Below are 13,077 nucleotides of genomic sequence, written 5' to 3' on the forward strand. Positions count from 1 at the left end.
ATAGCAATACTTCGACTTCAGGGAATTATGACTATAATTGCAACAGAAAAAACACTACTCTGCATGGAAGATTCCTATTCAGAACTGTTGCTCCGCAACCGCAATTGGGTAGAAAAAACCAATTCCGAAGATCCGGATCTGTTTGACCGCCTTTCCAACGGCCAAAAGCCACGTTACCTTTGGATTGGCTGTGCCGACAGCCGCGTTCCCACGAGTCAAATCACGGGGACCAATCCCGGTGAGATATTTGTGCACCGCAACATCGCCAACATGGTCATTCACACCGACATCAACATGCTGTCGGTCTTGCAATATGCCGTGGATGTCCTGGAGGTCGAGCACGTCATTGTCTGCGGACACTACGGATGTGGCGGTGTCGATGCAGCGCTCAGCAACAAAAGTTATGGCCTGATCGACAATTGGTTACGCAATATCAAGGATGTTTACCGCCTGCATATGAAAGAACTCATTGGCATCCAGGGCCGTGAATTGTCTGACAGGATGGTGGAACTGAATGTGATCGAGCAGGTTAACAATCTTTGCAAAACCAATATCATTCAGGAGGCCTGGACACGTGGCAGTCATCCTCATGTGCATGGTTGGGTGTATTCGCTCAAAGATGGTCTCATTCGCGACCTCGGGGTGACCGTTCGCAACAACGATGAGATGCACGAAATTTACCAATACGAGGATTGGGGACTTGATTGACCATCGTTTAAATCTGAAAATATGAGTGTTTCCATCCGCCTGTTATTGAGCCAGAAGCTTTGCCTTCGCGATCCCAACCAAACGGAACTGGGGCAAAAGATCCTGAATCATAGTATTTTACTGATAGATGAGTTGGGATTTGAAGGATTTACCTTCAAGAAACTCGCAAAAGCCATTGGTTCCACAGAGGCCTCAGTCTATAGGTACTTCGAAAACAAACACAAGTTGTTGGTGTACCTCGTGGCTTGGTATTGGGCATGGTTGGATTACACCATTGACTACCAAATTCACAATATTGAAGATCCGCGGCGTCGGCTGCGGTTGGCGATCGAGGCGCTGGCCAATGCCAATATCGAAGACCCGCTCACAGCTCACATCAACGAGGCCTCCCTGCACCGCATTGTGATTGCAGAATCTTCCAAAGCATTTCTCACCAAATCGGTAGATGGCGAACGCGAGCAAGGACTTTTTGAGGGTTATGTTCAGTTGGTCGACAAATTGGCCGGGATCATCGCCGCTGTGAACCCTGACTTTGAGTATCCCAAAGCCTTGGCGGTTACGGTGATCGAAGGGTCGCGAAAGCAGTTGTTTTTTGCCGTGCATATCCCCACCGTGACCGAAATCAGTGCACCGGCCGCGTTGCAGGAGCAACTTTCAGACTTTTTAGAGATGCTCATTTTGAAGACCTTGCAGAAATAATCCCGACAAAGGGCCACAATAAAAAAGGTCGTTCCATTCAAGTGGAACGACCTTTTTCTTGCTTCGCGTGATCCTTAGATCGTACGAATGAAGGGGGTATTCTCGTATTGACCGACGGGAAACTCGATTTCCAGTGCTTGGCCATTGAGCTTACCATGGATATGACTCACGGGATAACAAAGGCAACATTCGGTGACGTTGATCGGCTCTTGGTATTCCCAATTGTCGAGGGTGATCACGTCATTGACACCGTGGGCGGTGCTGATGAGATGGTATTCGACGGAATCGGCCACCAAAAAGCCTACTTGGCAGGAGTCGCTGAAGGTATAGCTGTACAATGTGTCGGCGGTGCGGCTATGCAATGCATAGACCCTCGCCGAAGAATGAAAAGTAGGCAGGCAGCTGCCGGAGCTGTCTACATACTGCATCACAATGCGTGAGCTAGGGCATGGAAGACAAATTTCAGTCTCACATGGATCCTTTTTGCAGGCAGAAACCAACAATATGAGGAGAGCCAAAGCAGAAAGCGATGCCGTGACGGCTGGGAATCTTTTGCGCATTTTATATCCTTTGCATCAAAAATGGTAAAATTCAGAATGATTCCAAAACTTAGAGTTGCTCCTTGAGCTTGATCAGCGGCAAAGCAAGCAGCTCGAAATCAGGGAAACCGTCCTTCAACATCTGAAATTTCTCAATATACATGTCCACAGAGGTTTTGTTCTTGAGGACAAACGTCTGGACCTTTTTGAAATATTCCACCACGGATGGATGGGATTTCTCTACAATGAGTGTCAGAATCTTGTTGACTTCAAACTCGCGCTCGATGGCGAAGTAAGTGATCAACATGGACTTCATCTTCTTGCGTTCCTCTTCTTCGAATCCCGAATCAACAAACGCTTGCATGATGCCAAACAGCTGCTCGCGGTTGTTGTGGTGCTCGATGAACTGTGCAAGCTCCACCCACATCACGTAAGGAATATAGACGCCACCACAGATTGCCATGGCTTCTTTCGAAAATGCCCGAAACTCTTCGATACTTTTCTTGAGGGCTGCGACATGCAAGACGGAAAGCTCGGCAATCACTGCATTGCGATCTTCTTCGAGCTCGTCGTAGTATCTTTCCTCTAGCTGTGCAAGCGTTTTTGCCAGACTCATAACGATTTACAATTTTGCCTAGGTAAAAAAATTGAAGGGCTAAAATTAATCAGGAAATCGGAATAAGGAAACTAAAAAGCGGTTTCTGTGCAAAGAATGGTAAAAGTCACCCGCCCTACTTGGACGACCGCTCGGGCTCAAACTCCCGGTAAAGCATTGAATAGGCTGCGTAAATCCGCAAGAAACTGAATAGGTCATTGTCTTCCCGATTCGTTACCAAAAACAGCCCGGAGTGGGACTCGGGATGCACATACAAAATGGCCATGAACCCATCCCAACCACCTGCATGTCCGCTAAAATTGTAGGGCTGCAAATTGTGGAATCCCAATCCGACCCAAGTAGCCTTGTCAGGCCCTTTTTGAAGCGGTGCCATCATCGACAACAGCGCTGACCGGGAAATGACTTCGTCATACACCGGATTTTTCCAGTCGCCGAGCAGAAACTTCATAAACTTTCGCATGTCACGCATGCTCGTTTTGATGCCCCCGTCGCCCGTTGGACTTGGGCTTTCGACTTCATTCTCATGAACATTCAGGTAACTCCCGTCCGTGAGCCGATAATATCCCCAAGCCAGACGCCCCAACAAGGAATCGTGCGTTTGGTAATAATGCGAGTCATTCATTTCCAAGGGAACAAGAATCTTGTTCGTTACCACTTGCCCAAGGTTCAGGCCCACAACTTCTTCGACGACATAGCCCAGCAATACATAGTTGAGGTTGGAAAAATGGTATTTCCGGTGTGGCTTTTCGTCGATGCGGGCATAGATCAAGAACCGTTCCTTGAAATCGGCCATGCTCATAAAGGCGCGATAGTTGTGCGTGTTTTCGTAGAAGGCATCCTCGCTCTGAATCGCTTCTTTCCCAAATTTTTCAGGATAAAAGTCCTCCATACTCTGCGTGATGCCAGAGCGATGTGCCAGCAAATCCATCAGGGTGATTTCAGGCGCCTTACGGTTGAGTCCCTGAATTTCAAGAAATTCCGGAAAATGATAGTACACCGGATCGTCCAGTTTGAGCAAGCCCTCGTCTGCGAGCTTTACGACGGCGATGGCCGTGAACAACTTGGAAACCGAACCTAGGTTGAAAATCGTACTGTCGCTCCAGTCGTATTTGTTTTCGTTGTTGGTGTAACCGTAGCTGAAAGTAAAATCAGGCTCACCCCGCTGAATGATCTCGCATCCAAAGCCCAAAAAAGGCTTCAGATTCGCGTCAATCAAAAATGTGGTGACACTGTCCGCGATCGATCCTTGACCTGCCGCGCGTGTCGGCGCAAAGAACAAAGTGAGCGAAAGCACGCTCAAAAAAAACTGCACTTGCCGACGGCAACGTTGGTTGCGTACCGGCAAGTGCAGTGAAAAATCTATCCTTCGAATCAATTGCCTACCTCTGAGATGAACTTGGCACGCACAAGTTGAATTTCTTCGCGGCTATACTCACCGCCAAATGAATCCTCGGCAACACTCAAGGCATCCGTTTCTGCGTGGAGGAAGTAGTCGTAGATTTCATCCACAACCTCGTCGTCCATTTCGGACTTGATATAGTAATCGAGGTTCAATTTGGTGCCACTGTAAATAATGTGCTCCAAATCTTCCATCAATTCCGGGAATGACACGCCTTTGAGCCTTGCAATCTCGTCGAGAGGCGTTTTCCGATCCACATGTTGGATGAAAAACAGCTTGTTCATCGACTTGTTGCCTGCCTTTTTGACGATGAGTGAGTCGGGACGCTCGATATCGTTGTCCTCGACATACTTTTTGATCATTTCCATGAACGGCTTGGCAAATTTCTCAGCCTTGCCACGTCCAACACCGATGATATTCTGGAATTCGTCGAGTGTGATCGGATATTTGATGCTCATGTCTTCCAAGCTCGGGTCTTGGAAAATCACAAAGGGAGGAATGCTCTTTTTCTGGGCAATCTCCTTGCGCAGCTTTTTGAGCTTATCAAACAAGATAGGATCAAAGACCTCGGTGACGATGGATTCCGCAGCTTCGCGCTGCTTTTCCATCTCGGCAAAGTCTTGAAACTTGATCAACATCAGCGGCTCCGGGTTGGCAATGTAAGCAAGGCCTTTTTTGGAGAGCTTGATTACGCCGTAGTCATCAATGTCCTTTTCCAAGAAGTCTTGCACGAGCAATTGCGCAAAGACCGCTTTCCATTCTTTGTCGCCCATTTCGCTCCCGCGGCCAAAAACGGGGAGGTTGTGGTGCTCATTGAGAACAACTTGCTGACTCGAAGTGCCGCGCAAAACCTTGACCATGTGGTCAATACCAAACTTTTCCTTGACCTGCTTTGCACAAGCCAAAGCCTGCTTGGCGAGTTTGGTCGCATCATAGGTCTCTTTAGGAAAGCGGCAGTTGTCACACATGCCGCTGCACTTGCTATGGTCAAAAAATTCGCCAAAGTAGTGCATCATGTACTTGCGACGGCACATGCCCGACTCGCAAAAGCTCGCCATTTCATACAGCAGGAGGCGGCCGCTTTCGCGCTCGCTCACCGGCTTGTCTTTCATGAACTTCTCGAGCTTGATGATGTCGTTGAAGTCATAATAGAGGATGCAATGCCCTTCGAGGCCATCACGACCTGCCCTACCCGTCTCCTGATAGTAGCTTTCAATGCTTTTGGGCACGTCATAATGGATCACGTAGCGCACATCGGGCTTGTCAATGCCCATTCCAAAGGCAATCGTAGCAACAACAACCTCTACGTCCTCATGCAAGAACATATCCTGATGCTTGGTGCGGACCTTGCTGTCCAAGCCAGCATGGTAAGGCACCGCATTGATCCCATTCACCTTGAGCAAATCAGCCAACTCCTCGACCTTGCGGCGGCTGAGACAATAAACAATGCCTGATTTGCCCTGATTCTTTTTGATGTACTTGATGATGTCCGTGATCGGGTCGTGTTTGGGGCGGACTTCGTAGTACAGGTTTTTGCGGTTGAAGGAGGTAATAAAAACCTCTGCGTCGCGAATCTGAAGGTTGTGCTGAATGTCGAGCTGCACCTTCGGGGTAGCGGTTGCCGTGAGCGCGATGATCGGAACGTTGTGAATGTGGTTCAAGATCTCACGGATTCGGCGGTATTCCGGACGGAAGTCGTGCCCCCATTCGGAGATACAGTGGGCCTCATCAATTGCAACAAACGCTACTTTTGCCTGGCGCAGGAAATCAATGAACTCTTCCTTGACCAATGACTCGGGCGCGACATAAAGCAATTTTAGGCTGCCTTCGATGGCCTTGCGCTTGACCTCATCGTAGTCGGCGCGCGACATACTTGAGTTCAAAAACCCTGCTTCGATCCCCAAAGCACTCATTTGATCCACCTGATTTTTCATCAAGGCAATCAAAGGAGAAATCACCAAGGCGGTCCCGTCCATGACAATCGAAGGGAGTTGATAGCAGAGGGATTTGCCTGCCCCTGTGGGCATAATGACGAAAGCATCCTTACCATCAAGCAAATGGCGCACAACCTCTTCTTGCCTTCCACGAAACTCGTCGAACCCGAAGTACTGTTTGAGTGCGGCCCTTATATCTTCTTTTTCTAAAACTTCCATTACAAATCTTTGACTATGGCCGCACGACAGATTGCATGTCGACCGTAACATTCAATTAAGATAACAATTTAAACCGAAAACGTTCCCTGAAAAGGTAAATTTTGGGATTATTTTTGTTTCGCCTTTGTCGGTGGCTTTGGCTTGGCCCTACCTCCCACTGGCGACAACCAAGGAAAGACAAGACAACCAGCCAAAACAACCCATCCGCGGCGCACCCCTCAAGGATTGGGCCAAAACCGCAGGATGATTGTAAAAAAAAGTCGAAAAAATTGCCGAATCTTGGACTTTTCGACCAAGGTCGGCTTTGGGAGCCTGAAGGGCGATTCCCACCACGTGAAAGTAGAATGTATGCGCACACATGACTATGTGATTATCATGGCCGGCGGTATCGGCAGTCGGTTTTGGCCGATGAGCCGTACCAGCCTTCCGAAGCAGTTCCACGACATCATGGGCATCGGAAAAACGATGATTCAGATGACTTACGAACGCTTTGACGATTTCATCCCGCGAGAAAACATCTTTATTGTGACCAACGAGCGCTACGCAGACTTGGTCAAGTCGCAATTGTCGGGGATCCGGGATTCGGAAATACTGCTTGAGCCGGTCGGCAGAAACACCGCACCCTGCGTCGCTTATGCCGCATTTAAGATCAAACAACGCGATCCTGAGGCATGCATCCTCGTGGTGGGCAGCGATTATCTCATCCGCAACACCACCAATTTCCTCAAAGACGCCGCACTGGGCCTTGACGAAGCACGCAGGCAACCTGTCATTATGACACTTGGCATTCGCCCGACAAGGCCCGACACCGGATACGGCTACATTCAGTACATCGAAGGGGAAGCCCCAAAACCTTTTTACAAGGTCAAGATGTTTACGGAAAAGCCAGATCTGGAAATGGCCAAAACCTTCCTCCAAAGCGGCGATTTTCTTTGGAACAGCGGGATGTTCATCTTCTCGACCACTACCATTCTGAACAGTTTCTCGGAGCTCATGCCCGACCTGTTTGAGATTTTCCAAGCCATCAGCCCACAATTGGGAACAGATACCGAGGCCGTCGTGGTCAGGGAGGCCTACGAAAAATGCCTGAATGAATCCATCGACCTGGGTATCATGGAAAAGGCGCACAACGTCCATGTCATCCCCTCTTCTTTTGATTGGAGCGACCTCGGCACATGGGTGTCTGTTTACGAGCAAATGACGCAGGATTACCTTGGAAACGCGGTCAAGGGACAAGTCATGGCATTTGACGCCGCCAACAACATGGTACAAGTCAATGATCCCAAAAAACTTGTGGTGCTTCACGGGTTAACGGATACCATCGTTGTCGATACCGGGGACGTGTTGCTGATCTGCAAAATGGAAAACGAGCAACAAATCCGCACCGTCGTGAGTGAAGTCAAGAAAAAATATGGCAATCAGCTAACGTGAGGAGTCGCGGCAATTAGAAATGAGAAATGGTGGGCATTCTTCATCTAATTTCTCATTTCTCATTTTAAGCATCCCAAATAGGACTGAATCGTTTTTTCCAATCCCATGTACAGCGCGTCACAAACGAGGGCGTGACCGATGGACACTTCCTGCAGGTGGAGGATGTTTTCCTTGAAATAGCGCAGATTTTCAAGACTGAGGTCGTGGCCGGCATTGAGGCCGAGTCCTAGCAGGTGGGCGTGGCGCGCCGCGCGAATGAACGGCGCGATCGCATGCACATGATCCTTCGGATATTCTGCGGCGTAGGGTTCCGTGTACAATTCGATGCGGTCGGTTCCGGTTTCCTTTGCACCATCGACGAGCTTGAGGTCAGTACCCAGAAAAATGGAAGTGCGAACTTTTGAAGCATGAAGCCGTGCAATGGTATCACGCAAAAAATCGCGGTGGGTGAGGGTGTCCCAACCGGCATTGCTTGTGAGGACGCCCGGCGGATCAGGAACGAGTGTACATTGGGCAGGTTTCACCTGCTCGACGAGTTTCAAAAAATCCTCGGATGGGTAGCCTTCAATGTTGAATTCGACAGCAATCGCATCAGCGATTTCATAGACATCCGAGCGCCGTATATGGCGCTCGTCAGGACGCGGGTGAACGGTGATTCCTTCGGCACCAAATCGCACGCAATCAATCGCGGCTTGACGCACGTCGGGATTGTTGCCACCACGTGCGTTACGCAAGGTGGCAAACTTGTTGATATTTACGCTTAACTTGGTCATAATCAAAAGTTAGTGAATTCGAATCAGATTTCCCATAAAAATTCCTTCGCGACGCAAAATTCGATTCTACGCCATTCCAAAACCCTTCAAGGCCTCCCAAACCATTCCAATAGGCATTCCGACCACATTGTAGTAATCACCTTCAATCTTCCCAATCCCTACCATACCGATCCATTCCTGAATGCCGTAGGCACCCGCCTTGTCGTAGGGCTTGAAATGGTCTACATAGTGATCGATTTCCCATTCCGTAAGTTCCCTGAAGGTGACCAATGTTGAAGCATGAAAAAGGACGCATTCTTCTTGGTAGCGAATGCAAACGCCAGAAATGACCTGATTGACATTGCCGGAAAGCAACTTCAACATGCGCACAGCATCGGCACGGTCTTGGGGCTTTTCCAGCAATTGCCCTTTGAGGGAAACAATTGTGTCAGAAGTGAGCACAACATGGTCGCCGATCAGGTCCAGGTAAGCTTCACTTTTGTGCCAAGCCAAGTGCTCGGCTACTTCGACCGGTGTTTTCCCCGGAGGAATGGCCTCTTCCACAGGGCGCACCACGACTTCAAAGTCGAGACCTACCTCACGAAGCAGTTGTTGACGCCTCGGGGAGCCGGAAGCTAAGATCAAAGGGGCTATTGTTTTCATTGTCGTCAATCGAGCCAAAGAGCAATCCACAGACCACCTTGGGATAAAAATAGGTCGATTTTTGAGGCATCAAGGCGCCCGATTTGCAAACGTCCATCATCTGCGTCATCGATGTACCGGGCATGATAAACGCCAAACGATGCCGATAGGTCACCGCCTGCTTTACCGCCAAACCTGCGTCTTTCAGGTATTGGACGTTGTTGCTCATCCGCTGCGCTGCGTAGGGAACCTCAAAGACCTTTTCAAAAACGAAATAATGCAAAATGGTGTAATCCAATGCCTTCACGGAGTCAGGCAAGGCCAGCGGAATGTCCCGCAGTGGATCGATTTCATCTTTGAGCCGTAACAAAAACTGCAAACTCCCAATGACAAAGCCATACGTGCGGGGCGTTTGCTGTAGTCGGGCGTAAATCGGCATCCTGTCAAAGGTCACCTCGGTGACCTCAAAGTAGTCGCGCATCCGGGAAAGAATCGGATTGGGGTTGAATGTCTTTTCCTGTAATTCCCAGACGCGGTGAATCGGCAAAATTCGAAGATCATCGCCGGCAGTATTGCTCAGGAACATCATGTGGTAGTTCCAAGCGGAATCGTGGGGCAATTGGATTTCGCGCTTCTCCGCATCCAAAAGCAAGGCCATTGAGGAAGCCAAACGATGGTGCCCATCCGCCAGAAATACTTGCCCCTCGCCGATCACTTCCTGGAATAGCGCGATGTCCCGGCGGTCCTGCACGATGGCAAACTTATTGACAACCCCCTGATAATCGACATATTCATGCATCGGATGGGCCATATAGGCATCCATCAGGGACTCCAAACGGAATTGTGGATCGGTATACAGTCCATGGGTAGGCGCAACATTGAGCAGCGTTTGCGCGAGCAGGCGCGTACGCTCGTTCACGCTCGCCTCAATCGTGCCTTCGTGCAAGACGACATCGCTCTCTGCCCCGCCGGATTCCGCATCGATTTTGATCATCGCCACAAAACCCTTGCGCACATATTTCTTGTGCTCACCAAACAGCGAAAACTCCTGATAATAAATATAAATCGCCGGCAGTGGATCCTGAACAATGACGTTTTGCGCCTTCCATTCGGTAAGTTTTTCCATCACCGCGGCATCACTTTCCGGCACGCTCAGGTGAATCGAATTGTAGGGATTGCCATACAGCGCCTCCAATTGCTCGGCACTCACAACGTCAAACAGCGGCGAAAACATCTCCTCAATGTTTCCCAACCGCTCTTCATTGTACCGCCAAGCCCGAAATGGACGAATATGTGCCATCGGGCGCAAAGGTAGGGAGCAGGATTGAAGGTTGGCGAATTATTGGACTTTTTTGTTGCTCCTGTTGGCGAATTTGGTTGCATTGGCAAAGAACCTGACCTTGCCTCGAATTTTGGACATCCCAATGATCTTCGTAGTCAGCGGCCCAACTGACAAATTGATTGTAATGCCGATTGCGAGTGGAAATCTACTATTTCAGCCGCTTCTCAAATCTTGCGTTCACAGTATTGGTTGATTCTCCCTCTTTGAAAACGATGCCTGTCTCACGCTTTGCTTGCTTCACGACTGCACCCTTTTCTATAAAAAGATGCCCGCCACGCTCGACCACGATAGCACTGTTTTTCCCGATCTCCACATTCGCCCCTTTTCGAATGAGCAAAGTGGAGCCCGCCTTGATCCAGAGGTTGCTAAATTTCTCAAGTTTCAAGTTGGCGCCACTGTCGACCTCCAAAATCGTAGGCTCTACAAAAACATTGGCTCCGTCGATCTTCTGTACGGCTTCGGCAACCTGTGGACTGTAGCCTTGGTCCAGCGTAATGCTTCCTCCACGTTTCAGGACGACATTTTCCTTGAGGAGAATGTCACCACACCAACGCACATGCGTTGGAATTTCAAAATCGTCCCAGCGAATCCGGATTTTGATGCTGCCATCTGCACGCTGCTCCAGTACCTCCACAGAAAGCCCGTTCAAGTAGATCCGCCGATTGTCATCTGCCGTTGGCTTGACACCGCTGTGCGAATAAATCGGCGTTCCTGAGGGATTGTAAGCGATACCAATCTTGTGGTGTTGATTCGGCAAAAATGCGGTCTCCTTCGTTCCAAAATGCGGATACTGCATATAGGAAAAGTAATCTGCCGGCATTTCCTTGCCCTCGATGAAGAGCTTTTTGGGGAATACGTATTCCGTTTTGGGCGTCATATCCTGGGTAATGCGCAGTTTGGCATCACCATCGAGATCAATCATGTGTCGCACAAAATAGCTGTAGCCCGTCAATGGATTTGCCCTGCTTTGCTTCAAATAAAGCCCCTCAGTCTCTGCGTTGTATTCAAAGTCATAGTTTCCATGGGCGACCAATGGCCACAGGTAGTTGCAGTTCCCCCCAAACACCTTGTTGCCCACACGATCATCCTTCCCGACTTGGATATAGGCATAAAGCCCCTTGGGCAGAACCTTGTCATGGTCGACGATGCCCTCAACCCGCTGATGATTTTCCAACCAAAGATATTGATTCCGAATGCCTTTAGGCAAATGCGGCAACTTGATTTTGATCGCATCACCTGTGGTTGCAAAGTCCCGCAAAACGTATTCGCCCGCGAAACAAAGTTCCTCGCCGTAGACCATATCGCCGTTGCATTCCTGCCCCGTTTCAGCGCATCGGGTGCTCAATACAAATTTATTGTCTGGATTTCCCCAATTGAGCCGTTCGCGGTCCCAAGCATTCCAGGTTGGCGAACAGGCGTCACTTGCGCTCATGTTGCTCCATCCACCGACGGTGCTCATAAAAGTGCGGGTTCCGACGCCCCCATTGGCGGTATGGAAATTGTTGCCACCATAGAGCATATGGCTGAATTCATGGCGCATGATCACCATGGGCAATTCAGAGGAGGTTTTGAACATGGAATACATGTCGGTATGCGTTCCCCAGAGTTCGCCAAGATCGCCGGGATTGACGTAGCCGCTCATTTCGCCGAGCCCGACGACATGGATGTTGCGCCAGACGATCATCACCATGTCATATTTCGAATTGGGCTTTTCCGTGCTTGGCAGGCCAGTGCCACCGTAGGTCCAGCGGTCAAAATCGCTCAATTGGCTCCCAAAAAGAAACTGCGGGTTCTTGATCGAATTCAATTTTGACAAAACAGCTTGCCTGTAAAAATTTCCAGCAAAGGATTCCGATTCCACCACTTTCCCCCTTCCATCCCGGACCGAACTGATCGGAATCGTGATCAGCGTATCCAAAACATCGCCGGTCACTTGAAACTTTCCAAAGCTTGCCTGCCGGAAGTATCTGGTCATCCACGCATCTTCCTCCGGGGTCTTGGAAACGAGCCATTGTTTCCAATTGGGTAACTTGCCGACCTTCCAACCGATGGTGCCTTTTGGATCTTTGACAGGGTCAAGGTGACCGTAAACGCTGTCAAATTTCATCTCGGCATACACGACCAAAATATGGATGCGCCCATGGGGAGCCATGAACCAACCATTTTCGCTGCGTTGTTGATTGTCCAGTTGCCCAAACGAAAGCGAGGCCAAGGCAGTGAGGCCGAGCAAAAACAGCGATGTCAGGATTCTTTTCATCAGGTGCTGAACTTGAGAAACTAACGCAACAACCTTGCCAAAGATAATCTGTCTCCGGTGGAAATGGTTATTCGGCATTTCCCTCTGCAACACGCTTGATGGTCACGTTTCGGATGCCCAACATGTGGCGGAGATAGCGATCGAGCACAAGTCGGTTGAAAATCCGGCCGATGAAACCAAAAGGTGATTCGTAGGCAAATGCATCGATCATCAAAGTGCCCTCCGGAACAGCCTGAAACGTATGCACGTGCCTGAAGCTTTTGAAAGCGCCTTTTTGCTGCTCGTCGGTGAAGGAATGCGGCGGATCCATGGCGGTGATATGGACTTTGAGCCGCTGCTTGACACCGAGGTAACGGCCTTCCCAAGTCACCGATTCACCGAGCGAGATCAGGCCGCTTGTGCGTCCGGCAATTGCCCGCTCGCGGGTATGCGCCATCGAGTCCACATGCAGGTCGATGCTGCGCGAGAGGTCAAACACCGTTTGGACAGGCGCATGGATCAATGTTTGGAGGTGAATCGTGGGCATTTTTGAGGGATTG

General features: G+C 49.6%; 12 protein-coding genes. 3 read left to right on the forward strand and 9 right to left on the reverse strand.

The annotated features are described in order from the left end of the window. Window positions 1-63 precede the first annotated feature (63 nt). Both can and IPN95_20140 read left to right on the forward strand, forming a co-directional pair. On the forward strand, window positions 64-708 hold the full coding sequence (gene can, locus IPN95_20135) for a carbonate dehydratase (protein ID MBK9451677.1): 645 nt from the start codon (window positions 64-66) through the stop codon (window positions 706-708). Window positions 709-729: 21 nt separating this feature from the next. Continuing rightward, window positions 730-1,407 carry a TetR/AcrR family transcriptional regulator gene (locus tag IPN95_20140; protein MBK9451678.1) on the forward strand — a complete coding sequence of 226 codons (678 nt, stop codon included), beginning with the start codon at window positions 730-732 and terminating at the stop codon, window positions 1,405-1,407. 74 nt (window positions 1,408-1,481) lie between these two features. Here the strand turns inward: IPN95_20140 and IPN95_20145 are convergent, their stop codons facing one another. The 4 genes from IPN95_20145 to recQ all read right to left on the reverse strand — a co-directional run bounded on the left by IPN95_20145 (window position 1,482) and on the right by recQ (window position 6,114). Beyond that, complete coding sequence (locus IPN95_20145) at window positions 1,482-1,838, reverse strand: hypothetical protein (GenBank protein ID MBK9451679.1); 357 nt, start codon at window positions 1,836-1,838, stop codon at window positions 1,482-1,484. Between the two features lie 178 nt (window positions 1,839-2,016). Continuing rightward, complete coding sequence (locus tag IPN95_20150) at window positions 2,017-2,562, reverse strand: hypothetical protein (GenBank protein MBK9451680.1); 546 nt, start codon at window positions 2,560-2,562, stop codon at window positions 2,017-2,019. A gap of 115 nt (window positions 2,563-2,677) precedes the next feature. Next, the gene (locus tag IPN95_20155) at window positions 2,678-3,856 is read right to left on the reverse strand and encodes a beta-lactamase family protein (GenBank protein ID MBK9451681.1); all 1,179 of its coding nucleotides are present in this window, start codon (window positions 3,854-3,856) and stop codon (window positions 2,678-2,680) included. Between the two features lie 77 nt (window positions 3,857-3,933). Next, a complete protein-coding gene (recQ, locus tag IPN95_20160) occupies window positions 3,934-6,114 on the reverse strand; it encodes a DNA helicase RecQ (protein ID MBK9451682.1) in 2,181 nt (726 codons plus the stop codon). Between the two features lie 348 nt (window positions 6,115-6,462). Here recQ and IPN95_20165 point away from each other — a divergent pair, with 348 nt between their 5' ends. Further along, window positions 6,463-7,545, forward strand: coding sequence for a mannose-1-phosphate guanylyltransferase (locus tag IPN95_20165; GenBank protein ID MBK9451683.1), 1,083 nt, complete (start codon window positions 6,463-6,465; stop codon window positions 7,543-7,545). A 59-nt stretch (window positions 7,546-7,604) separates the two neighbouring features. On the opposite strand, the gene IPN95_20170 is transcribed toward IPN95_20165, so the two are convergent. From IPN95_20170 to IPN95_20190, 5 genes are all read right to left on the reverse strand, one after another. Next, window positions 7,605-8,318 (reverse strand): pyridoxine 5'-phosphate synthase, encoded by a 714-nt coding sequence (locus tag IPN95_20170; GenBank protein MBK9451684.1) that lies wholly within the window; start codon window positions 8,316-8,318, stop codon window positions 7,605-7,607. Between the two features lie 66 nt (window positions 8,319-8,384). Continuing rightward, on the reverse strand, window positions 8,385-8,960 hold the full coding sequence (gene maf, locus IPN95_20175) for a septum formation protein Maf (protein ID MBK9451685.1): 576 nt from the start codon (window positions 8,958-8,960) through the stop codon (window positions 8,385-8,387). Next, window positions 8,896-10,239 (reverse strand): DUF1015 domain-containing protein, encoded by a 1,344-nt coding sequence (locus IPN95_20180; GenBank protein ID MBK9451686.1) that lies wholly within the window; start codon window positions 10,237-10,239, stop codon window positions 8,896-8,898. The genes maf and IPN95_20180 overlap by 65 nt, the downstream gene beginning before the upstream one ends. 190 nt (window positions 10,240-10,429) lie before the next feature. Next, window positions 10,430-12,538, reverse strand: a complete 2,109-nt coding sequence (locus IPN95_20185) for a hypothetical protein (protein ID MBK9451687.1) — start codon at window positions 12,536-12,538, stop codon at window positions 10,430-10,432. Window positions 12,539-12,605: 67 nt separating this feature from the next. After that, on the reverse strand, window positions 12,606-13,064 hold the full coding sequence (locus tag IPN95_20190) for an SRPBCC family protein (protein ID MBK9451688.1): 459 nt from the start codon (window positions 13,062-13,064) through the stop codon (window positions 12,606-12,608). Between the last annotated feature and the right edge of the window lie 13 nt (window positions 13,065-13,077).

This window comes from Bacteroidota bacterium (assembly GCA_016718825.1).
In the GTDB taxonomy this organism is placed as follows: Bacteria; Bacteroidota; Bacteroidia; order J057; family JADKCL01; genus JADKCL01.